Source organism: Streptomyces solicamelliae, assembly GCF_045348655.1.
Lineage (GTDB): Bacteria > Actinomycetota > Actinomycetes > Streptomycetales > Streptomycetaceae > Streptomyces > Streptomyces solicamelliae.
Genome location: NZ_CP160404.1, coordinates 696,994 through 717,619 on the forward strand (window position 1 = coordinate 696,994; position 20,626 = coordinate 717,619).

21 protein-coding genes are annotated in these 20,626 nt (G+C 72.6%); 8 read left to right on the plus strand and 13 right to left on the minus strand.

Annotated elements, in window-relative coordinates:
- Positions 1 to 12: 12 nt before the first annotated feature.
- The 5 genes from ABZO31_RS03335 to ABZO31_RS03355 form a co-directional block, all read right to left on the minus strand.
- Positions 13 to 741 (minus strand): AfsR/SARP family transcriptional regulator, encoded by a 729-nt coding sequence (locus tag ABZO31_RS03335; RefSeq protein ID WP_406859396.1) that lies wholly within the window; start codon positions 739 to 741, stop codon positions 13 to 15.
- Positions 742 to 870: 129 nt separating this feature from the next.
- Complete coding sequence (locus ABZO31_RS03340) at positions 871 to 1,344, minus strand: S26 family signal peptidase (RefSeq protein ID WP_406859397.1); 474 nt, start codon at positions 1,342 to 1,344, stop codon at positions 871 to 873.
- Complete coding sequence (locus ABZO31_RS03345; protein ID WP_406859399.1) at positions 1,341 to 3,167, minus strand: ABC transporter ATP-binding protein; 1,827 nt, start codon at positions 3,165 to 3,167, stop codon at positions 1,341 to 1,343. Before ABZO31_RS03345 ends, ABZO31_RS03340 begins: the two co-directional genes overlap by 4 nt.
- Positions 3,164 to 3,697, minus strand: a complete 534-nt coding sequence (locus ABZO31_RS03350) for a hypothetical protein (protein ID WP_406859401.1) — start codon at positions 3,695 to 3,697, stop codon at positions 3,164 to 3,166. The genes ABZO31_RS03345 and ABZO31_RS03350 overlap by 4 nt, the downstream gene beginning before the upstream one ends.
- Positions 3,698 to 3,705: 8 nt before the next feature.
- The gene (locus ABZO31_RS03355; protein ID WP_406859402.1) at positions 3,706 to 4,266 is read right to left on the minus strand and encodes a MauE/DoxX family redox-associated membrane protein; all 561 of its coding nucleotides are present in this window, start codon (positions 4,264 to 4,266) and stop codon (positions 3,706 to 3,708) included.
- A 172-nt stretch (positions 4,267 to 4,438) separates the two neighbouring features.
- Between ABZO31_RS03355 and ABZO31_RS03360 the strand changes: the two genes are divergently transcribed.
- Positions 4,439 to 4,630: a hypothetical protein gene (locus tag ABZO31_RS03360; protein WP_406859403.1), complete on the plus strand. Its 192-nt coding sequence runs from the start codon at positions 4,439 to 4,441 to the stop codon at positions 4,628 to 4,630.
- Between the two features lie 63 nt (positions 4,631 to 4,693).
- Here the strand turns inward: ABZO31_RS03360 and ABZO31_RS03365 are convergent, their stop codons facing one another.
- Positions 4,694 to 5,581 (minus strand): YhjD/YihY/BrkB family envelope integrity protein, encoded by an 888-nt coding sequence (locus ABZO31_RS03365; RefSeq protein WP_406859405.1) that lies wholly within the window; start codon positions 5,579 to 5,581, stop codon positions 4,694 to 4,696.
- A gap of 206 nt (positions 5,582 to 5,787) precedes the next feature.
- On the opposite strand from ABZO31_RS03365, the gene ABZO31_RS03370 reads away from it, so the two are divergent.
- The gene (locus ABZO31_RS03370; RefSeq protein ID WP_406859406.1) at positions 5,788 to 6,444 is read left to right on the plus strand and encodes a GAP family protein; all 657 of its coding nucleotides are present in this window, start codon (positions 5,788 to 5,790) and stop codon (positions 6,442 to 6,444) included.
- Positions 6,445 to 6,548: 104 nt separating this feature from the next.
- On the opposite strand, the gene ABZO31_RS03375 is transcribed toward ABZO31_RS03370, so the two are convergent.
- Together ABZO31_RS03375 and ABZO31_RS03380 are read right to left on the minus strand one after the other, a co-directional pair.
- On the minus strand, positions 6,549 to 6,986 hold the full coding sequence (locus tag ABZO31_RS03375; RefSeq protein WP_406859407.1) for a DUF7144 family membrane protein: 438 nt from the start codon (positions 6,984 to 6,986) through the stop codon (positions 6,549 to 6,551).
- Positions 6,987 to 7,156: 170 nt separating this feature from the next.
- The gene (locus ABZO31_RS03380) at positions 7,157 to 8,671 is read right to left on the minus strand and encodes an SDR family oxidoreductase (protein WP_406859408.1); all 1,515 of its coding nucleotides are present in this window, start codon (positions 8,669 to 8,671) and stop codon (positions 7,157 to 7,159) included.
- 160 nt (positions 8,672 to 8,831) lie between these two features.
- Between ABZO31_RS03380 and ABZO31_RS03385 the strand changes: the two genes are divergently transcribed.
- Entirely contained in the window at positions 8,832 to 9,806 is a 975-nt protein-coding gene (locus tag ABZO31_RS03385; RefSeq protein ID WP_406859409.1) for a MerR family transcriptional regulator, read from the plus strand.
- A gap of 55 nt (positions 9,807 to 9,861) precedes the next feature.
- On the opposite strand, the gene ABZO31_RS03390 is transcribed toward ABZO31_RS03385, so the two are convergent.
- The 4 genes from ABZO31_RS03390 to ABZO31_RS03405 all read right to left on the minus strand — a co-directional run bounded on the left by ABZO31_RS03390 (position 9,862) and on the right by ABZO31_RS03405 (position 12,131).
- The gene (locus tag ABZO31_RS03390; RefSeq protein ID WP_406859410.1) at positions 9,862 to 10,461 is read right to left on the minus strand and encodes a sigma-70 family RNA polymerase sigma factor; all 600 of its coding nucleotides are present in this window, start codon (positions 10,459 to 10,461) and stop codon (positions 9,862 to 9,864) included.
- A 113-nt stretch (positions 10,462 to 10,574) separates the two neighbouring features.
- Positions 10,575 to 11,150 (minus strand): RNA polymerase sigma factor, encoded by a 576-nt coding sequence (locus ABZO31_RS03395; RefSeq protein WP_406859411.1) that lies wholly within the window; start codon positions 11,148 to 11,150, stop codon positions 10,575 to 10,577.
- A gap of 136 nt (positions 11,151 to 11,286) precedes the next feature.
- Entirely contained in the window at positions 11,287 to 11,661 is a 375-nt protein-coding gene (locus ABZO31_RS03400; RefSeq protein ID WP_406859412.1) for a hypothetical protein, read from the minus strand.
- An 11-nt stretch (positions 11,662 to 11,672) separates the two neighbouring features.
- Complete coding sequence (locus ABZO31_RS03405) at positions 11,673 to 12,131, minus strand: hypothetical protein (protein ID WP_406859413.1); 459 nt, start codon at positions 12,129 to 12,131, stop codon at positions 11,673 to 11,675.
- Between the two features lie 841 nt (positions 12,132 to 12,972).
- Between ABZO31_RS03405 and ABZO31_RS03410 the strand changes: the two genes are divergently transcribed.
- The gene (locus ABZO31_RS03410) at positions 12,973 to 13,284 is read left to right on the plus strand and encodes a hypothetical protein (RefSeq protein WP_406859414.1); all 312 of its coding nucleotides are present in this window, start codon (positions 12,973 to 12,975) and stop codon (positions 13,282 to 13,284) included.
- Between the two features lie 309 nt (positions 13,285 to 13,593).
- Here the strand turns inward: ABZO31_RS03410 and ABZO31_RS03415 are convergent, their stop codons facing one another.
- Entirely contained in the window at positions 13,594 to 14,076 is a 483-nt protein-coding gene (locus ABZO31_RS03415) for a MarR family winged helix-turn-helix transcriptional regulator (RefSeq protein ID WP_406859415.1), read from the minus strand.
- A gap of 62 nt (positions 14,077 to 14,138) precedes the next feature.
- On the opposite strand from ABZO31_RS03415, the gene ABZO31_RS03420 reads away from it, so the two are divergent.
- The 4 genes from ABZO31_RS03420 (at position 14,139) to ABZO31_RS03435 (ending at position 20,598) form a co-directional block, all read left to right on the plus strand.
- The gene (locus tag ABZO31_RS03420) at positions 14,139 to 16,250 is read left to right on the plus strand and encodes an MMPL family transporter (RefSeq protein ID WP_406859417.1); all 2,112 of its coding nucleotides are present in this window, start codon (positions 14,139 to 14,141) and stop codon (positions 16,248 to 16,250) included.
- Between the two features lie 227 nt (positions 16,251 to 16,477).
- On the plus strand, positions 16,478 to 17,713 hold the full coding sequence (locus ABZO31_RS03425; protein ID WP_406859418.1) for a metallophosphoesterase: 1,236 nt from the start codon (positions 16,478 to 16,480) through the stop codon (positions 17,711 to 17,713).
- 261 nt (positions 17,714 to 17,974) lie between these two features.
- On the plus strand, positions 17,975 to 19,327 hold the full coding sequence (locus ABZO31_RS03430; RefSeq protein ID WP_406859419.1) for an MFS transporter: 1,353 nt from the start codon (positions 17,975 to 17,977) through the stop codon (positions 19,325 to 19,327).
- The gene (locus ABZO31_RS03435; protein WP_406859420.1) at positions 19,324 to 20,598 is read left to right on the plus strand and encodes a cytochrome P450; all 1,275 of its coding nucleotides are present in this window, start codon (positions 19,324 to 19,326) and stop codon (positions 20,596 to 20,598) included. The genes ABZO31_RS03430 and ABZO31_RS03435 overlap by 4 nt, the downstream gene beginning before the upstream one ends.
- Positions 20,599 to 20,626 lie beyond the last annotated feature (28 nt).

Genomic DNA, 20,626 nt, shown 5'->3' on the forward strand with positions numbered 1-20,626 from the left:
CGCACCCGGACGTCAGCCCGCGACCAGCTCCTCGAAGAGGCGCCTGAGGTGCCGGTCGGGGCCGACGCCCAGCTCGCTGCGGTGGACGTGGACGGCCGCCCGGTACGTCTCGGCCAGGCTCCCGCGCTCGCCGAGCGCGTGGTGTGCCCGCATCCGCAGGGCCCAGCTCCGGCCGCGCAGCGGCGAGACGGCGAGCAGGGCGTTCACGTCGCGGAGGGCGGCCCGGGGCTCGCCGAGGTGCAGGAAAGCACCGGCCAGGTCCTCGACGGCGCGCATCCTCTCCTCCTCCAGGTGCCCCAGCCAGCCCTCCAGGGGGCCGTGCCGGGGCACCCCCACCGCGGCCCGGTCGCCGTCCCACAGGGCCAGCGCCGCGGTCAGCAGTTCCGCGGCCCCGGCGCAGTCACCGGCGCGCAGCGCCTCCCGCCCGTCGGCGGCGCGGTCCAGGAACACCAGGTGGTCGCAGTGTTCGGCCGCCACCTCGAGGACGTACCCGCCGCCTCCGCCGACGAGCCCTGCGCCGGGCCTCAGGTGCCGGCGCAGGACGCTGGCGTGCGTGCGCACGTTGGCCACCGCCGACAGGGGCGGCTCCCCCTCCCACAGGGCTTCGACCACCCGGTCCACGGTGACCGTGCGGTTCGCCTGCAGCAGCAGCGTCACCAGGAGGGCGCGCGCCTTGCCGCCGCCGACCTCCGCCGCGCTCCCCGCACCCGTGTCGCCCCCGTGCCGTACCCGCCCGAGCATGCGAAAAGCCGCCTCCACGCCACCCCCAGTCCGCCGGACGCACCCCCGCGATCCGGTCGGCTTGAACCATGCACCGGGTGACGGACACTTAGCAAGACGCTTGCAGGATCTTGCTGAAACTTCTTGCAGCTAAGCCGATCTGACGGGGTGTCGGCCCGTGCTCATGCGCCGCACCACCACCCCGAGGACGCGGTCCACGGGGATCGCGCCCATCTGGCGGGAGTCGACGCTGGCCGCCGCGTTGTCCCCCAGGACCGCGAGCGTGCCGTCCGGGAGGGAACCGGTCCGCCCGGTGCAGGAGGCGGGCCACTCCTGTCCCGGGAGCGCCGCGAGCCGTTTGACCATCCAGGCGCGCCGCTCGGACGGCTCGTCGGGATCGGGCCAGGACCAGTCGGGCCGTGCCGCCGGCGGTACGGGGCACTCCACCACGACGACCTGCCCGACGGACAGGTCCGCGGGGCGACGGCGGCGGACCAGCACCACGTCCCCGTCGCGCAGGGTCGGGACCATGCTGGAGCCGTCGACGGTGACCACGACCATCCGCCGTCGCACCAGCAGGACGGACAGAAGAGCGGCGAGTCCGGCGAGCGCCGCCGGGATCACCGCGCCACCGCCGCGACGTCCGTGTACCCCTCCGCCTGCCGGCGGAACAGCGTGGCGTACCGGCCCCCCGCGCGCATCAGTTCGTCGTGGTTGCCCTGCTCGACGACCTCACCGCCGCGGAGCACGACGATGACGTCGGCGCCGCGCACCGCGTTGAGCCGGTGCGAGACGAGCAGTCCGGTCCGGCCCTCGCGGTGCTCCAGGAGCAGCCGGTGGACCTCGTGCTCGGCCTCGGGGTCCAGCCCGGAGCTCGGTTCGTCGAGGATCAGCAGGTCGGCGTCCCGGCGCAGCAGCCCGCGGGCGAGTCCCACGCGCTGCCACTGGCCGCCGGACAGCTCGACGCCGTCGTCGTCCCCGGCCCCGTCCTCGGTGAAGGTCCGCGACAGCATGGTGTCGTAGCCGCGGGGCAGTGCGGCGAGGGTCTCGTCCATGCCCGCGCGTGCCGCCGCGTCGCGGATCCGGGCGGTGTCGGCCACGTGGCGCACGTCCCCGAGCCCGATGTTCTCGCCCGCCGGCAGGTCGTAGCGCATGAAGTCCTGGAAGATTCCGCTCAGTCGGCCGCGCAGGTCCTCCGGCGACAGTGCGCGGATGTCCGTGCCGTCCCAGAGGACCGAGCCGCGCACGGGATCGTAGAACCGGCACAGCAGCTTGACGATGGTGCTCTTGCCCGCGCCGTTGTCGCCGACGAGCGCCACCGTGCCGCCCGCCGGGATGGTCAGGTTCACCCCGCGCAGCACCCAGTCGTGCTGCGGGGAGTAGCGGAACCACACGTCCCGCAGTTCCACTCCGCGCGTCAACGGCCCTGCGGGCAGCGGGTCGTGGGGTACGGGCAGGTCGGGGGGCTGTGTCGTCACCTCCAGGTAGTGCCCGAAGAGCATCAGATGCTGGTGGGTGACGGCGACCATGACCGCGATCCCCGCGAGACCGCCCTGCACGGCGGCGACGCCGGAGAGCAGCAACGCCACGTCCCCGAGGGTGAGTTCTCCGCCGGCCACCGCGCCCACGGCCCAGACGAGCCCGCCCGCTCCGGTCGCGGCGGCGACCAGCGCGGGACCGGTCTGGGCCAGTGCCGCTCGGCGATCGAGCCGACCGTGGGTGGCGTTGATGGCGCTCCGGTCACGGCGCATCTTGCCGCGGAGGTGGTCGCCGATGCCGAACAGGCGTATCTCCTTGGCGGTCTGCACGCTGCCGAGGAGGAAGCCGTAGAACGACTCGCGCCGCTCCAGCGGGCTCACGGTCAGCGCCGTGCCGACCCTGGCGCGGGCGAGCCTGATCTCCGTGAGCAGGGCGGGTACGGCCGAGATGACGACGGCGAGGGCGAGCCACGGGTTCAGCAGCACCAGCGACACCGAGAACCCGGCGAGCGTGACGGCCGAGCGGGCGAGTCCGACGACGCTGGCGACGATCTGCGGCGGGGTGTCCTGGCCGCACTGCTGGGCCAGCCGGAGCCTGTCGAGCGCCGCCGGGTCCTCGAAACGTCCCAGCCCGGTGAGGGAGTTGACCGAGGCGTACAGCCGGTCCTGGGCCAACAGGCCGACGCGACGGCCGAGTTCGGCACGCAGCAGCTGCGCCACATGGGGCAGTACGGACGCCGCGACGCCGACACCGGCCAGGGCGACGGCGGGAACGTACACGGCTGACGTTCCCGCTCCGGGTTCCGCCAGGGCGTCGAGGACGGTCTTGGTCAGCCATGCGGCGAGCACCGGGAGAGCGGCCTCCACCACGGCGACGACCAGGACGCCCGCCAGTGCACCGGGCGCGGCCCGCACGGCCAGCGCGGCCACCGCGCGCAGCGCGGAGGCCCGGCGGCCCGCACGGCTCACGCGACGCCCGCCGGACGGTGCGCGGCGAGGGCCGCCAGGTCGCTGTCCACCTCGTGGATCCGGCCCACCGCGTCGATCGCGCAGACGGCGGGGAACCCCTGGACCCCGCAGGCCGCCGAGACGGTACGGGCCTGTTCGCCGGCGACGACCGTGGCGACCCGCGCCAGGCGCTGCGCGTACTGCCGCGCCTCGGCGTCGTCCTCGCCGGGCATGACCACGGCGAGGACGCGCTCGGCGGGCAGTCCGGCGTCCTCGACCGCCGCGACGAAGCGCGGCAGGAGCGCGGCGCAGGGCGGGCAGCCGGGAGAGAAGAACCCCAGGACGCTGTCCGGCACGAGCTCCGCCCGGCTGACGCGGGCGCCGGACGTGGCGGTGACCGTGAAGTCCTCCACGCGCCCGGACACGGTCGCCGGACTCCCGGCGCGGGCCCGTGCCATGGCGCGCAACCGTCGGACGATCCCGTAGCTGAGGACCAGGTTGAACAGGCAGAGCACGGTCAGCAGCCCGGTGAGGGCGTCCGACAGATCCATGAGAACTCCTAGTGACCGGCGTGGTGAGGGGTCGCGGCCGGCTCGTCGTCGGGCGCGAAGAGCTCGACGAGGTCGTCGAGGGTGACGACGGCGGCCGCCCCGGCGATCCCCGCCGCGGCGGCGACCAGCGCGGCGGCCCCGGCGGGCAGGGCGTCCGGCTGCGGGAGCGCGGCGACGGCGACCGCCAGGAGCAGGGCGTTGCGGACGACGTGACGGCGCCGGAAGGGCACCGGCGCGCCGCCGAAGCACAGGCACGGCGCGCTGATCCCGCGGCGCAGCGTGCGCGCGACGGCGAAGGTGAGGACTGCCAGCAGCCCGAGGGCCAGCCAGAGCCCCGCCCGGACCCAGGGGCCCCAGGCGAGCAGCACCACGACCGCGCACTCCGCGACGAGGACCGTCACCCCGGCGACGCGGGCGAGCGCGGGCGGGACGAGCCGCAGCGCGGTGACGCTGTCCAGAAAGGCCGTGAACGCCGTACGCCCGCGCAGCTTGCCGGCCGCGGACGCCAGGAACACGCACCCGAGCAGCACCCGTCCGGCCGTACCGGCGTACGCCAGGGGATCCGCCATGTCCACGGCCCCCGCCCCCTTCCTCCGCGGTCTGTTCTCCTGCGGATCGGCACGGTAGGCAGGCGACATACAGGTTCTGTCCCGGTGGAGGCGGACGGGGTGTGTGCACCGCCGTCATAGGTTCCGGCTCGGCCCGGCCGCACCCGGTGGCCGGCGACGGAGGGAGACCGAGATGAGCACGCTGCAGCGCCTTGCCGACCGGATGATGAGCACGGTGGCGCCGAAGGTGACGGCGCAGGCCACGTGGTGGACCGACACCAAGTGCGTGTACGTGCCGTTCTGTTCGCGCGGCCAGCTCTACACCAACCGCTGCTGGGACAGCTCGTTCTGCGAGGGCTGGAAGAACACCGGCCGCTGCTGCTGACCCGCTCCGGCCGGACGAAGAGCGGCGGCGGGCCCGCGGGGCCTGCCGCCGCTCTTCGTCCTCTCACTCGTCCCGGGGCGTGCCGTTCGGCGGTCCGCGGGTGCCCAGACGGCGCGCCGCCCAGGGTTCGCGGGCGATGACGGCGCCGGCGGTGATGCCGAGGGTGACGACCACGCAGAGCGCGATGAGCCAGGACAACAGGGTGAAGACCGCGCCCAGCGAGCCGTACTTGTCCAGGCTGTGGTTGAGGACCTGGGGCACGTACAGCGTCGCGGTGGAGGTGAGGACGCCCAGGGCCGCTCCGGTCAGCACCGCGCCGGGCAGCAGCGGCAGCCACGGCACCCGCGCCGTCAGCAGCAGATGCTGCGTCCACCACCACATGCCGACCTCCGCGAGCAGCAGCAGCGGCACGCCCAGCCACAGGCCGGCCCCGAAGCCGTCGCGCAGGCTCCCCTGCACGGCGAGCATGACCAGCCATGCGGCGAGCCAGGCGAGCCAGCGCCAGGCGGCCACCCGCGCGCTCGCGCCGCGCAGGCTCCAGGCGCGCTCGCACAGCCGCTGCATGGCACGGCTGCACGCGGTGGCCGAGATGAGCACCATCAGCCCGCTGATGGCACCGGTGGTCTGCCGCAGTTCGTCCGAGGGATCGCCCGCGCCGTCGAGTGCCTTGTTCAGTTCCGTCTCCGCGCTTCCGGAGAGGCCGAACAGGGCGTGCACGGACTCGACCAACTGCTCCCGCAGCCCCTCCGGGGCGAAGGAGGCGACCAGGAACACCAACGGGACCGCCGTGAGGAACGTCTGGGCCGCCAGCCGGGTCGCCGAGTCGAGCACGTTCACCGAGATCAGATGGGACGTGAGATGCGTGATCAACGGGAACCTGGCCTCGGCCCGGGCCCGCAGCCGCGTCACCCGGGAACTCGGCGAGCGGTCTCGCCGTGGCGCTGGCTGCATGCTGCCAGGGTGCCGCCCCCAGGGCGTTCGGGCTCGCGGCGGGACCGCCACGACGGCCGAACAGGTGAATCGCGGCCGCGCGTGGTGAACGGTGGCGCGGGGACGCATGTCCAGAGGATTTGTGGGGTTCCGGCGGGGCGGTGAGGATGGGGCCATGAGCGAGAGCGGCCGGGCAGCCGGGCCCGCGGGACCGTGCGGGGGCTGCGATGGTGCTTGACCTGGTGGTCATCGGCCTGTGTATCGCGGTCTTCCCGCTGTCGCTGACCGCGTTCGTCCTGGTGGTGTCGGCGCCCGGGGGAACGTGGAAGGGCTTCGCCTTCATCATCGGCTGGCTCGCCTGCTTCGTGGCCGTCCTGGTCGCCGTACTCGTCTCCACCGGCGGCACGCCTCCGGCGCCCAAGTCCCCGCCGTCCACGGCTTCGTCCGCCGTCAAGCTCGCGATCGGCGTGGGGCTGGTCGCGTACGGCTGGTACCGGCACACGGTCCGCAAGCGCACCGGCCCCCGGCCCCGTTCCACCGGCGGGATGGCGGCACGGCTCGACCGTGTCTCGGTGTGGACCGCGGCCGGACTGGCTCCGTTGCTCCAGCCGTGGGGGCTCGTGGCGGCCGGTGCGGCGACCGTGGTGGGCGCCGACCTGTCCCACACCTCGTCCTACCTGGTCCTGGTCGCGTACTGCGTCCTCGCCACGAGCACGCTGCTGGCGATGCAGCTGTACACGATGTTCGCGCCCGACACGGCCCGTGTGCGCCTCGGGAATCTGCGGACCTGGCTCGAGACGCACCAGGAGCAGGCCCTCGTGGCCGTGGCGCTGGTGGCGGGGGTGTTCCTGGTGGGCAGAAGCATCTACCAGTTGGCGTCCTGAGCACGCACGCCCCGGCGAGGCGTCCGCCGCTCGGCAGCGTGCCGCGGCCCGGGGCGAACTCGTCGCCCCGGGCCGCGCCGGCTGTCCGGCGGGTGCCGGACCTGTCACTGCACGTCCTTCCAGCGCGGTGCCGCGCACAGAGCCCAGATGACGATGACGTCGATCGCGATCAGCAGTACGGCCCAGAACGGGTAGTACGGCAGCCACATGAAGTTCGCGATCATGCCGAGTCCTGCCAGCGCGACACCGACCATGCGCGCCCACAGGGCTCCCTTGAACAGGGCGAAACCGGCGAGCACCATGACGATGCCCAGGATCAGGTGGACCCAGCCCCAGCCGGTCAGGCTGAACTGGTAGACGTAGTTGCGCGTGCTGACGAACACGTCGTCCTTGGCGATCGCGGCGATCCCCTGGAAGAGGGTCATGAAGCCGACGAAGATCATCAACACCGCGGCGAAGACGACCCATCCCCCGACCTCCACGCCGCCGTGCGAGCTGTGCCCGATGTCCCCCCGGTCGGCACCCCTGACATTGCTGGCCATGCGTTTCTCCTTCGGCGGAGCCGAAGCCTTGTTCTTCAGCTGTCCGAGTTCCTGGAGTTGTGCGTCGTTGCTGGAGTCGTGCGTCGGAGCCTGCGTCCATTGGAGCATTCACCGAAGTGCTTCGCATGTTCACGCGGAGGGAAGCCGTCCCGGTCTCGTGCGACGGGCGTTCACGGCACGTCCCGCCGCCGGCGCTCCGTCTCGGCGGTCCGGGCGATGTTCCTGGCCATGCCGCCGAAGATCACCGCGTGGAACGGGGCCACGCTCCACCAGTACGTCTGTCCCGCGAGGCCCCGGGGATGGAAGAGCGCCCGCTGCCGGTACGACGTCCGGCCGCGCTCGTCGTGGTCGACGGCCATCTCCAGCCATGCGAGCCCGGGCAGCCGCATCTCGGCGCGCAGGCGCAGCAGGCGTCCGCGGTCGATCTCCTCGACGCGCCAGAAGTCCAGCGCGTCGCCGACCCGGAGCCGCGCCGAGTCCCGGCGTCCCCGGCGCAGCCCCACTCCCCCGACGAGCCGGTCCGCCCACCCGCGGACGGCCCAGGCGAGCGGGAAGGAGTACCAGCCGTTCTCCCCGCCCACCCCCTCGATGACCCGCCACAGCGACTCCGGGCTCGCGTCGACGGTGCGCGACCGTTCGTCGGTGTAGAGGCTGCCGCCCGCCCAGTCCGGGTCGGTCGGCAGCGGATCGCTCGGGGTCCCGGGCGTCGAGGCGGAGGACCAGCGCGTGGTGACCCGCGCCTCGCGCACCCGGCGGAGGGCCAGCCGGAGGGACTCCTCGAAGGGGACGGGCTCCCCGGGGCCGTCCGGGACGTACCGCGTGATGTCCTTCTCGGTGCACACGACCTCGTGCCGCAGCGATTCGGTGAGGGGCCGGGCCAGGGAGGCGGGGACCGGTGTGACCAGACCGATCCACTGGCTGGACAAGCGGGGCGTGAGGACCGGCACGGGGACGATCAGGCGCTTGCGGAGACCGGCGACCTCCGCGTACCGGAGCATCATCTCCCGGTATGTGAGCACGTCGGGCCCGCCGATGTCGAAGGTCCGGCTGACGTCCGCCGGCATACCGGCGCTCCCCACCAGGTAGCGCAGCACGTCGCGGACCGCGATGGGCTGGACGCGGCTGTCCACCCAGCTCGGGGTGACCATGACGGGCAGCCGTTCCGTCAGGTACCGGAGCATCTCGAAGGACGCCGATCCGGAGCCGATGACGACGGCCGCCCGCAGCACGGTGGTGGGGACGCCCGAGTCGAGGAGGATCCGGCCCACCTCGGTCCGGGAACGCAGGTGGGGCGAGAGTTCGCCGTCCGTCGCTCCGCGGGGCGCGAGGCCGCCCAGGTAGACGATGCGCCGCACCCCGGCGGCCCGCGCCTCGGTGGAGAAGTTCCGGGCGGCGAGCCGGTCGGCCTCCTCGAACTCCGCCGTCGAGCTCATGGAGTGGACGAGGTAGTAGGCCACGTCGACGCCGGCCAGCGGCCCGCGGAGGCCGGCGGCGTCGGTGACGTCCCCGCGCACGGTCTCCGCACGGTCGGCCCAGGGGAAGTCCCGGAGCTTGTCCGGGTGCCGGGCGAGACAGCGCACCCGGTAGCCGCGGTCGAGCAGCTCCGGCACGAGTCGGCCCCCGATGTAACCGCTCGCGCCGGTGACCAGGCAGCGGGGGCCCTCGGACGGGGTGGCAGTGTCCATGCGCTGATCCGTTTCACCGATGGGCGTGGCGTACACGCGTCCCGCGGATGCTTCTCGTCTTCCTCTGCGTCTTCTTCTTCGAGGCCGGGGCAGGCGGATGCAGGACCGACCGCTCCTTCGCACTGATTCCGCATCGATTCCGCGTCGTATGGTGGATCACATGCCATCCGACACGGCTCACGGGATCACGACGGGCGCCGTGGCACGGCGTCTGGGCGTGTCCCCCACCACGGTCCGGTCCTGGGACCGGCGGTACGGCATCGGCCCTGCCGTGCGCGCGGACGGACGGCACCGGCGGTGGAGCCCCGGGGACGTCGCCATGCTCGAGGAGATGTGCCGTCTGACGGCGTCGGGCGTACCGCCGGCGGAGGCGGCCCGGGCCGCCCGGCAGGTGCATCCCGAGCCCCCGGAGGACGTGCCGCCGGTCAGGACCGGCCGCGCCGGGCCCGGCAGCGGTCTGCCTCTGGGCGGCGACGTACGGCAGGAGTGCCGCGGGCTCGCCCGTGCGGCCGTGCGGCTCGACGGTCCGACCATGGAACGGCTGCTCCGGGAGGCGCTCGCGGAGCACGGGCTGGTCACGGCCTGGGAGGAGATCATGACGCCCACGCTCCTCGCCGTGGGCCGGAAGTGGGAGTCGTCGGGCGACCGCTACGTCGAGGTGGAGCACCTGCTCTCCTGGCACATCTCCACCGCGCTGCGGCGGGCCGCCGTCACCGAACCGGCGATCCCGTCCTCGGCCGCTCCGGTCGTGCTGGCCTGCGTCCCCGGGGAGCAGCACAGCCTGTCTCTGGAGGCGCTCGCCGCGGGACTCGCCGAACGGGGGCTGCCGACCAGGATGTTCGGCGCGGCCGTGCCGGCGGAGGCCCTCGACGCGGCGGTGCGACGGTCCGGTCCGGCTGCCGTCGCCCTCTGGTCCCAGGCGCGGTCCACCGCGAACCACTCCCTGGCCCGGCATGTCGCCGCGACGGGCTTCGGGGTACGGGGAGCACGCACCACGCCCCTCGTCCTCCTCGCGGGCCCCGGCTGGCGCGGCCGGACGCCCGCTCCCGGGACGGTGCGTCCCACCGGACTGCGCGAGGCGATCGGTGTGGTCTCACGGCTGTACGGAGAGCCGGGCGAGGTCGCGGAGGAGTGACGAGGGTTCGCGGGACGTGGCTTGGAGTGACGCGGGTTCGGGGGAGGCACTCGCCTCAGCCGAGGCTCTGGCGCATCCGCTGGAGGCCGCGCCGTGCGTGGCTCTTGACGGTGCCGAGGGGCATGCCGGTGCGGTCGGCGATCTGGGTCTGGGTCAGGTCGGCGAAGTAGGCGAGTTCCAGTACGTCGCGCTGGACGCCGGGCAGCCGGGCCAGTTCCTCGGTGACGACCATCCGGTCGAGGATCCGCTCGGGCTGCTCGTCCGTCCGGTCCTCGTGCTGCAGGGCGGCGCCGAGCATCGCCGTGAGCTCGGTCCGGCGGGTACGGGCGGTCAGCGCGTCGGCGATCTTCCGGCGCGTGATCCCGGTGAGCCACGCCGGCAGACTGCCGCGCTCGTGGCGGAAGTTGGCCCGCCCGCGCCACGCGGCGACGAACACCTGCTGGGTGACGTCCTCCGCCTCGCGGGGGTCCCCCAGCGCCCGGGCCGCCAGGGCGTGCACCAGCCCGCCCCAGCGGCGGTAGGCCGCAGCCAGGCAGTACTCGTCGCCGCGGACCAGGCCGCGGGCGATCCGGTCGTCGTCGTCACCGAGCGGCCTGTGGCCGGAGTACGGCTCCGAGGGGTCGACGAGGTCACCGGCGATCCGGTGCGCGGTCATGACGCTCACTCCTCCGGTCGGCGTCGGGACCTCATCGGCCCCGCACACCGTCACGCTCCGGCTGACCCGCCTCTCCGCTCAACCCGCATCGTTTCCGCATCGAAACTCTTCCCCTACCTGAGGCGCCGGCTCATGCCCCTCGTCCTGAGGGCGTGCACGGCTCGCTTGCTGTGGCTCTTGACCGTTCCCAGCGGGAGGCCGAGACGGTCGGCGATGTGCTCCTGCCTCAGGTCCTGGTAGTACGCGAGGTACAGCACGGCCTGCTGCTCCCGGGGAAGACGCTGCATGGCCGCGGAGAGCCAGAGGCAGTCGACGACCTGCTCCGCCGCGTCCCCGCACCGTTCCTCGAGGTGCAGGTATGCGGCGGCGGCCGCGTGTCCGTCAGCCGCGCCGAGGGCTTCGGCGGTCTTCGTGGTGGTGAGGGCGTAGAGCCACTCCCCCGCATGTCCTCGTCGCGGGCAGCGCATCGCGGACTGCCGCCACACGTCGAGGAAGACCTCCTGGCTCACGGCCTCCGTGTCGACGCCTGCGCCTGCGCCCGCGAGGCGCTCCGCCCAGCCGAGGACGGAACGACGCCAGGTGGAGTAGACGTGGTCGAAGCATGGGCTGCGGGACTCCTCGACGAGGGACGACATGCGGTTCTCGACGCAGTGCGGGCACGCGAACTGCGTCGGTTTCGGGGGCACCATGATGTTTCTCTCCGCGACGCGGTCTGGTGACGGAAGACGTCGGGGCGCTGCCGGCCGGCCGGGGGCCGCGGCGTGAAGCCGCGGCGGCCGGGGCGTACGGACGGGGATGGGTCGCTGGACGGAGGGGCGACTGCCCTCAGAGGTCGGCCAGGCTCCGGATGACCTGCGCGCCTTCCCGCCTCCCCGCACCGGGCGGCAGGATGACGCGCAGGACCAGGCGGGACAGCATGCGGGTCTGCAGTACGGGTGCCACCCTCGCGGCGACGCGGCAACGCGTCCGGAAGATCTCCCGGACGCGCAGCAGCCACTCCTCCCGTCGGGGGTTCGGACGCTCCGCGAGCGCGGGCAGGGCCACGACGTCGACGGCCATGAGTCCGACGTGTGCGAGCCCGAAGGCCAAGTCGCGCGGCCTGCGCTCCAGTTGCCTGCGCGCACGCCTGTCGCCGTCGAGCGTCAGCTCCAGGTACCGCAGCGCTGTCAGTGCGCTCCGCCGGTCGGTTCCGTCGGTCATTCCCGGCACCGTCACCGTGCGAACGGGCTGAGGTCGGGCAGCCAGGTGCGGGCCCGCCGGGGCCAGGTGACGGCGTCGTAGATCCGTCCGGGAGCGCCGCCGTACCCGACCGTCCGGCTCGCCGTCTCCACCCGCTCCAGCAGGGCCCCGACGGGGAACGACTCGAAGGGGGCAGGGTCCTGGGCGCACAGTTCGCGGACCAGGGCGTCGAGGCCGGCGCGCCCTCGGGTACGCCGGGCGTAGTCGAGCGCGGCCAGCAGGAGGCCCTGGGCGGCGGGGAAGGCGCGGGCGGCGACCCATGCCAGGTGCGCGCGGTCGAGACCCTCCCCCTCGAACGTGAGGCGCCCGCAGTCGCAGGGGTCGACGCGCAGAGCGAGGTACATGACTTCGTCGAGCGGCAGGTCGGCGGCGACCGCTTCCACCGCGACGAATCCGAAATCGAAGGCGATCTTGAAACCTCGATAGCGCAAGGATTCACGGAGCGTACTGATCTCACTCAGCGGCCTATGAGCAACCCCGGGCCGACAGATCAATCCATATTCACGATGCACAGGACTCACGGCGAACACGCTAGCCATCGGTCACAGCGGAAAGAAATCGGCGACTCGAGTTCGGGGCGCCTTCACATGTCACACACGTCAGGATCACATGTGAGGAGACCGAATCCAGCCGACCGAACCCACACCTCCGGCGCCGCAATTCCGCACCGTCCGGCACACTTTTCACCGCGCGGGGCCGGACGCCGACGAGCCCCGATCCGGGCGGACCCCCGGGGGATGAACGGGGACGGCTGCGGCCGCCCACGATCAGAGACGACCGCGGGGACACCGGCCCACGTGTGCCCGCCACAAGGGGGCGCCGCGAACCGCCCGCAGGAGCCCTCGGCAGCCTTCGGGAACGCGTTCGACGATTCAGCAGCTTGTCCGACTATCCCACCCGGGACCCCCTCACCCCACCCCCGCATCTCGCGAATCACAATGCAGAAATAGCCACCGAATCACATTCGACTGAATTACCGTCTATTTGAATCCAGTGAAGAATCGATTCTGCGTAGGATGCAGAATTCCCCTCTTCCACACATTCGACTGATTCCATTTCCGCGCAGGGCCTTCACAATGTGTGGAGACGGCGCCGCGACACCCCTGTGCAGCCATCCGCGTGAATCCCGGACATCGCATTTCCGTGGCCGACCTGCGGGAATGCAGGAAATACGCGAGATCGGGTGCGGACGATTCCCAGACATAAGCGGATCCGGGCACATACTCGACTCGTGCCCAGCCGGGTACACCCCTCGAGAAAGGTCACACCTTCATGCGCAAGGTTCTGCGCGGCGCGGTCGTTGCCGCCGCCATCGCACCGGCCGTCATGCTGTCGGTCGGAGTCGCCAACGCCGACACCTACGACCAGCTCAACTCGCAGGCCGGACCGGCCGGCGCGAGCGTCTCCTCGGTCGTCAGCGGCACCACGGCGGCGGGCGAAGCCTTCCACGCCACGGCGACGAACTCCGCCGGGCCGGAGGGCACTTCGTCCTCCCTGGTCACGAGCGACACCGCCGACCAGGCCGCGGACTCCGCGAGCGGTCCGGCCGGGCTGAACGCCCTCCTGGGCGGCCTGTTCGGCTGACCGAGCCGGATGCCGTACGGGCCGGACCGCCTCAGGGTCCGGGCCGAGTGACGTGCGCACGACCGGGCCGCTTGGGAGCCCGGATCGAGTGAAGTGCGGGCCGGGCTGCCTCAGAGCCCGGCCCGCACGCTTGTGAAGGCGCTGCACAAACGATGCGACTCGCTCCGGCACCGTAACCGGTTGCACCGTGAGGACCGGAGACGCGTCGACCGGGGAGTGTGCGAGGTGACCTACGTGTACCGGCAGCGCAGCGCTCGGACCGCGACCGCCCGACGGTGCCGGGCGCGCCCGGACGACGTGCTGACGGCCTCAGTCTTCCGCATCGCCGGCGAGGTACACGCGGTACGCCGCCGCGACATTCCGCAGGTAACGCTTCGCTCCCTCCCGCTCGTCGTCACTGAGCCCCGCCCCCGCCTCATGGAGCAGGCCCAGGAGGGGGGCCAGCTCCCCCATCACGTGCCGCAGGCCGGTGTCCGTCACGTCGAGGATCTGCCGGCGCCGGTCGTGCGGATGCGGGTGACGGACGAGATGCCCCTCCGACACCAGCCGGTTGACGGACTGGGTGCTTGCGGCGCTCGTGACGCCCAGCCGGCGGGACAGTTCCACGGGACCGATGGGGTCGTCGGCGGCTCGGGCCATGACGACGTGCTCGACCGCCTCCACGTTGGTGAGCGGCATGCCGAGTCTCTCGGCCAACTCGCCGCGCGCCAGCTGCGTGAGAGTCAGGACGTCGCGCAGCGCTTCCGAGAGCGCGTCGCCGACCGGTGCTCGTGGAGAGGGATGTTGCGCCATGACAAGAATTCTGACACGGTAAAAATCGCTAAGTTACTTAACGAGTATCGAGGGTGCGTACCGTGTCCCAACGCCTGGCCGACCGCAATCGGCCGACCACTCCCCCTGCTCCCCGCAGCGGCCCCCGGCGACCCCGTGCCACGGCATGGCTCGTCCTCCTCCTCACGCTCATCGGCCTGGGCGCCGCCTTCTCGCTGGGCCCGTCCGATGCCACCACCACCGAGGCGACCGGCACTTCCCTGCCCGCCGCCTCGCAGTCGGCCAGGGTCGCCGAGATCGTGGAGAGCTTCCCGACCGGTGCCGTGGCTCCGGCGATCGTGGTCTTCAGCAACACCGACAAAAGCCCCCTGACCCCGTCCCAGCAGGCGGTGATCTCCCAGCGGTCCGGGCCGCTCGGCGCCCTCGGCATCGCTCCCGGGGCCGCCCGCCCGGCATCCGTCGACAGGACGGTCACCAGCGTGGCCGTCCTGCTGCCCACCGAGGCCGGCGACGGCGAGAACTCCGAGAAGATCGACCTGATCCGGCAGACCGCGTCGAAGGACCTTCCCGCGCCCCTGCAGGCGCAGGTGACCGGCGGCCCGGCGTTCCGCGCCGACGTCGGTGCCGTCTTCGAAGGCGCCGACACCAACCTGCTCGTCGCCACGGCGTCGGTCGTCGCGGTCCTGCTCCTGATCACCTACCGAAGCCCCATCCTGTGGCTCGTCCCGCTCCTGGTGGTGGGTGCGGGCGATCGCGTGGCCGGCATCCTGGTCGGCGTCCTCGCCCCCCACGCGGGCGTGGAGGTCGACGCCTCGGCGGCCGGCATCCTCTCCGTCCTCGTCTTCGGCGCGGGCACCGACTACGCCCTGCTCCTCGTCTCCCGGTACCGCGACGAACTCCACCTCACCGAAGACCGCTTCACCGCCATGGCCCGCGCCTGGCGGGGCACCGCGCCGGCCGTTCTGGCCAGCGGCACCACCGTCGTCCTCAGCCTGCTGACCCTGCTCGCGGCCGAGCTCACCGGCAACCGCGGACTCGGCTTCGCCGGCGCCGTCGGCATCGCCACGGCCATGCTCTTCGGGCTCGTCGTCCTGCCGGCCGCGCTCGTCCTCCCCGGGCGCCGGCTGTTCTGGCCGCTCGTCCCGAAGGCCGGCGAGCCCGCCATCGCCGACCGCGGTGGCGTGTGGTCCCGCATCGGGCAGTCCGTCGCCAAGCGCCCCGCCCAGGTGGCCGTCGCGGCCACCGCGGTCCTGCTCGTGCTCGCCTCGGGCGCGTTCACCCTGCGCACCGGGCTCGCACAGGAGGACTCCTTCCGCGAGACCCCGGAGGCGGTCCTCGGCCAGCGGACCCTGGCGGCCGTCCAGCCCGACGGAGCCGCGGACCCGCTCACGCTGATCTCCGCCTCGTCCGCCGGCGACGAGGTCGTACGGGCGGCCCGTACCGTCCCGGGAGTAGCCGGCGTCACCCCTGGACCGTCCACCGCCGAGTGGGCGCGAGCCGACGTCGTCCTCGAAGCCGCGCCCGGGACGGAGGCTTCCGACCGGACCATCGAGCGCCTGCGCGACACCGTCGCGAGCGTTCCGTCCGCCGACGCCCTCGTCGGCGGCACGACGGCAGAGGCGTACGACACCGCCCGGGCCAACGCCCACGACACCCGCCTCGTCGTGCCCCTCGTCCTGGCCGTCGTCTTCCTGGTACTCGTCGTGCTCCTCCGCGCCCTCGTCGCGCCCGTGCTGCTGGTGGCGACCGTCATCGCCTCCTACTTCGCCGCACTCGGAGCCGCCTGGGTGCTCTTCCGCACCGTCTACGACTTCCCCGCCCTCGACACCAACGTCCCCCTGCTGTCCTTCCTCTTCCTCGTCGCCCTCGGCGTCGACTACAACATCTTCCTGATCGCACGGGCCCGCGAGGACACCCTCGCCGGCCACGACACGCGACGCGCGGTCCTGCGTGCCCTCGCCTCGACCGGTGGAGTCATCACCAGCGCGGGCATCCTGCTCGCCGCGGTCTTCGCCGTCCTGGGCGTGCTCCCCCTCATCACCCTCACCCAGATCGGTGTGATCGTCGGCCTCGGCGTACTCCTCGACACCCTCCTCGTCCGCACCGTCCTCGTCCCCGCCCTCGTCCTCCTCACCGGCAAGCGCTTCTGGTGGCCGGGCCACCCCGAGAACACCGGGCAGAGCCGCCACCCGTGACGGAAGCGGCTCGACACCGCCCGACGCCGGGACGTCGGGCGGTGTCGGCACAGGAAGCTCTGCCGCACCTGGCGCCCCAAGCCGTCGCAGCCGATGGAGAATCGAGGCATGGGCGGCGGATCCTGCCGGGGCCGCGGACGGACAGATCGTGCGATGACATGTGCCGTGGCGACGGCCCGGCTCCTCCGCGGGCACCAGCCGTCGGACAGAACCTCAGGAGGGGAAGCGTGACCGAGACCAGCGAGACCCGATCCGCCGCCAATGACACGCAAGGGGCGCAGCGGAGCCGACTGCAGCGCCTGATGCGCTACATCCCCCTGGTCGCACCCGTCCTGCTCTGGACCGTGCCGTGCTGGGTTCTGCTGCACACCGGTCAGCACTGGCCGCTTCCCGTCGCGCTGATCGGCACCGGACTGTTCGCGCTCGGCCTGATCGGTATGCCGCTCGCGATGGTGCGCGGCCACGGTCGGCGCGGGCAGGACCGGGCGGCGATCGTCGGTGACACGCTTCTGGGCGGTATCTGGGTCCTGTTCACCTGGTCCGTCCTGCTCGGCGTCGTGCTGCGGCTCACCCTGACCGTGGCGGGCGTCGGTGACGGACAGGGCCGGGCGCGCATCGTCACCTGGGCCGTCCTCGGCGTGGCCGCCGTGCTGCTCGCCTGGGGCTACACCGAGGCGCGACGCGTGCCGCGGGTGCGCCGGCTCGACGTACGACTCCCGCGTCTGGGTGCCGGGCTGGACGGCACCCGAGTCGTCCTGATCACCGACACGCACTACGGTCCGCTCGACCGGGCCCGCTGGTCGGAACGGGTCTGCGAGACGGTGAACACCCTGGAGGCCGACCTGGTCTGCCACACCGGCGACATCGCGGACGGCACCGCCGAGCGCCGTCGCGCCCAGGCCACCCCCCTGGGCACCGTGCGGGCGACTCGGGCCCGTGTCTACGTCACCGGCAACCACGAGTACTACAGCGAGGCCCAGGGCTGGGTCGACCTGATGGACGAGCTGGGCTGGGAGCCGCTGCGCAACCGCCATCTGCTGCTCGAACGCGGCGGCGACACCCTCGTGGTCGCCGGCGTGGACGACGTCACCGCCGAGTCCTCCGGGCTCGAGGGTCACCGCGCCCACCTCGCCGGAGCCCTCCACGGCGCCGACCCCGACCTCCCCGTCCTCCTCCTCGCCCATCAGCCCAAGTTCGTCGACCGCGCGGCGGCCCACGGCATCGACCTCCAGCTCTCCGGCCACACCCACGGCGGCCAGATCTGGCCCTTCCACCACTTGGTCCGCCTCGACCAACCGGCCCTCGCCGGCCTCAGCCACCACGGCACCCGCACCCTCCTCTACACCAGCCGCGGCACCGGCTTCTGGGGCCCGCCCTTCCGTGTCTTCGCCCCCAGCGAGATCACCCTGCTCGTACTCCGCTCCCCGCAGCGGTCCACCTCGCCCCAGGGCCCGGCGGGCTGACGCGGCCGGCAGTCCTCGGCGAGCCCCCGGCCGTGACCGGGCCGAGGGCTCGTGCGGCAGAGGGCGGAGGCCGTCAGTCGCGGGCTGTCCTCGGCTTGCCCGCGGTGGCCGTCGAGGGCTTGAGCCGGACCCGGCCGGCGACGCGCTGTCCCAGAATTCGGGGGATGCAGTCCCGCCGCGAACTCCCCGACCATGGGCGTCAGTACGTGTCCACACAAGCCCTCTACCACGCCGACAGGGCAGGGATCGGACGGTCGACCGGTGCGAAGGTTCACGGTGCTCTGCGGGGGCTACATCGTCAGCATGACGGGCACGGCGCTGACCTCGTTCGCGCTCACCGTCTGGATCTATCTGGAAACCGGCTCGACGATCCAGTTCGCCATCGGTTTCATCCTGTCACTGCTGCCCGCGATCGCGCTGTCCCCCTTCGCCGGAGCGCTGGTCGACCGCTGGGACCGGCGCACGGTGATGCTCGCCGGCGACACGGTCGGGGTGTGCACGAGCCTCTCCCTGGCCGTGCTCGCCGGCCTGGACGTTCTTGAGCCCTGGCACATCTTCGTCACCATCACCGTCCGCTCGGCCCTGGGGGCGTTCCTCGTACCGGCGCTGAACGCGAGCGTGACGCAGCTCGCCCCGCGCAGCCAACTGGGCCGCGCCAACGGCATGGTGATGACCGCGACCGCGGTGAGCCAGACCGTGGCTCCGGCGCTCGGCGGGCTGCTCATCGTCGCGATCGGTCTCCCCGGCATCCTCGCCATCGACTGCGCGACGTTCCTGCTCAACATCGCCATCCTCCTCCGGCTCCGCATACCCAGACCCACCCCGTCGGAGGACGGACCGGCCGGAATCTTCGGGGAGATCCGCGAGGGCTGGCACCACCTCGCCACCAGGCGCGGTCTGGTCCCGCTACTCTGCTTCTACGCCGCGCTCAATCTGGCGGTCGGGTTCGTCGACGTCCTCTTCACGCCGCTGGTGATCGGCATGGCCTCGGTGACGGCGCTCGGTGCGGTGCTGACGGCCGGCGGCGTCGGCATGTTCCTCGGCGGCGCCACCATGGCCGCGTGGGGAGGGCCGCCGAAGCGGATCCACGGCATCGCCGGGCTGGCCGTGCCGCTCGGGTTCTTCCTCTGCCTGGGCGCCCTGCGTCCGAGCATCGCCCTGGTCGCCGTCGCCGCCTTCGGCTTCCAGTTCTGCTCGATGATCATCGACGGCACCAGCCGGAGTGTGCTGCAGACCGAGGTGGAGCCCGGCATGCAGGGCCGCGCCTTCGCCGCCTTCAACATGATCACCAACACGGTGCTGTTCACCGGCTACATGCTCGCCGGGCCCGTCTCCGAGCGGATCTTCGAACCGCTGCTGCGACCGGACGGCGCCCTGGCCGACACGGTCGGCCGGGTGATCGGCGTCGGCGCCGGACGCGGCTCGGCCTTCCTCATCCTGCTGCTCGGGGTGGCCGTCCTGATCGTCGCGCGGCTCGCCTACTTCTCACGCGACCTGCGCGCCCTGCGCGACGACGTGCCGCTGACCGCCCCGGCAGCGGCGGACGCGGCACCGAAGCAGCGGGCCGACGCCGCAGGCTCCTCCTCGGGCCGTGAACCGGCCGCCCGCCCATGACCACCACCGACCAGGAGGATCCCGGCATGGCCCACGACCCGGTCGCCGCCGGCGGAGCAGACGCCCTCGCCGATCTGTTCCCCCACGGCTACGACCCCTTCGACTTCCGGATCCACGAGGACCCCTATCCGTTCTACGCCTGGATGCGGGAGCACGCTCCCGTGTACCGCAACGAGGAACGGGACTTCTGGGCCCTGTCCCGCCACGCCGACGTCGTCGACGCGCTGCGCAGACCCCGGCTGTTCTCCAACCGGTTCGGCATCTCGCTGGAGCCGGAACTGTGGGGTCCGCATGCGCCCAAGACCAGCTTCTTCCTCGCCATGGACCCACCCGACCACGGCACCTACCGTGCGTTGGTCTCCAGCGCCTTCACGCCGCGCCACGTGGCCGCGATGGAGGCGCGGGTCCGCGAGGTCACCCGCGACCGGCTCGAGGCCCTGCGCGGTCAGCAGCGCTTCGACTTCGCCACCGACTACGCCGCCGCCCTGCCCAACGACGTCCTGTGCGAGATGCTCGGCATACCCGAGTGGGACTGGGACCTGATCCGCGCGGACACCGATGCGCTCAACGTACGCGAGGACATGTCCGACGAGCGCGGCCCGACGGCGACCGCGGCAGCGCTGCGCATGGCCCAGTACTTCGTCGCCCTCGTCACCGACCTCCGTAAGAACCCCGGCCAGGACCTGACCTCGACCCTGATCGAGGCAGAGGTCGACGGCCGGCGGCTGACCGATTCGGAGATCGTCGGATTCCTCTTCGTCATGGTCGGCGCGGGCAACGAGTCCACCGGCAAGACCATCGGCAACGCCTGGTACCACGGGCATCTCGATCGTGGGATCCAGCAGGCCGGGCTGAACGGGCGGGCCGACGACTGGGCGAGCGAGACGCTGCGCTACGACTCGGCCAGCCAGATGGTCGCCCGTCGCCTCACCGAGGACACCGTGCTGCACGACGTCCGGCTGCCCGCGGGGGCCCGGATCGCCATCCTGCCCGCGTGCGCCAACCGCGACCCGCGGGTCTTCCCCGACCCCGAACGCTTCGACCTGGACCGCGACACCGGCAGGATGATCAGCTTCGGGCACGGACCGCATCACTGCCTCGGCTCGGTCCTCGCCAAGCTCGAGATGCGTATCGCACTGGAGGAGATCGGCGCTCTCGTGTCCGCGTACGAGGTCGACCCCGACCGCGCCCGCCGCGTCCACACCCCGCACCAGCGCGGTTTCGCCACGCTCCCGTGCGAGGTCACCTGGCGCACCGCACGGGCCCACTGACCCCGGCCGCGGCCGGGCGGCCGGCGGC

What these genes read in the sequence shown, in the direction of transcription:
- ABZO31_RS03335 (WP_406859396.1), bottom strand. Translation starts at nt 741, where the DNA reads ATGCTCGGGCGGGTACGGCACGGGGGCGACACGGGTGCGGGGAGCGCG.
- ABZO31_RS03350 (WP_406859401.1), bottom strand. Translation starts at nt 3,697, where the DNA reads ATGGATCTGTCGGACGCCCTCACCGGGCTGCTGACCGTGCTCTGCCTG.
- ABZO31_RS03355 (WP_406859402.1), bottom strand. Translation starts at nt 4,266, where the DNA reads ATGGCGGATCCCCTGGCGTACGCCGGTACGGCCGGACGGGTGCTGCTC.
- ABZO31_RS03360 (WP_406859403.1), top strand. Translation starts at nt 4,439, where the DNA reads ATGAGCACGCTGCAGCGCCTTGCCGACCGGATGATGAGCACGGTGGCG.
- ABZO31_RS03365 (WP_406859405.1), bottom strand. Translation starts at nt 5,581, where the DNA reads ATGCAGCCAGCGCCACGGCGAGACCGCTCGCCGAGTTCCCGGGTGACG.
- ABZO31_RS03370 (WP_406859406.1), top strand. Translation starts at nt 5,788, where the DNA reads ATGGTGCTTGACCTGGTGGTCATCGGCCTGTGTATCGCGGTCTTCCCG.
- ABZO31_RS03375 (WP_406859407.1), bottom strand. Translation starts at nt 6,986, where the DNA reads ATGGCCAGCAATGTCAGGGGTGCCGACCGGGGGGACATCGGGCACAGC.
- ABZO31_RS03380 (WP_406859408.1), bottom strand. Translation starts at nt 8,671, where the DNA reads ATGGACACTGCCACCCCGTCCGAGGGCCCCCGCTGCCTGGTCACCGGC.
- ABZO31_RS03385 (WP_406859409.1), top strand. Translation starts at nt 8,832, where the DNA reads ATGCCATCCGACACGGCTCACGGGATCACGACGGGCGCCGTGGCACGG.
- ABZO31_RS03390 (WP_406859410.1), bottom strand. Translation starts at nt 10,461, where the DNA reads ATGACCGCGCACCGGATCGCCGGTGACCTCGTCGACCCCTCGGAGCCG.
- ABZO31_RS03395 (WP_406859411.1), bottom strand. Translation starts at nt 11,150, where the DNA reads ATGGTGCCCCCGAAACCGACGCAGTTCGCGTGCCCGCACTGCGTCGAG.
- ABZO31_RS03400 (WP_406859412.1), bottom strand. Translation starts at nt 11,661, where the DNA reads ATGACCGACGGAACCGACCGGCGGAGCGCACTGACAGCGCTGCGGTAC.
- ABZO31_RS03410 (WP_406859414.1), top strand. Translation starts at nt 12,973, where the DNA reads ATGCGCAAGGTTCTGCGCGGCGCGGTCGTTGCCGCCGCCATCGCACCG.
- ABZO31_RS03415 (WP_406859415.1), bottom strand. Translation starts at nt 14,076, where the DNA reads ATGGCGCAACATCCCTCTCCACGAGCACCGGTCGGCGACGCGCTCTCG.
- ABZO31_RS03435 (WP_406859420.1), top strand. Translation starts at nt 19,324, where the DNA reads ATGACCACCACCGACCAGGAGGATCCCGGCATGGCCCACGACCCGGTC.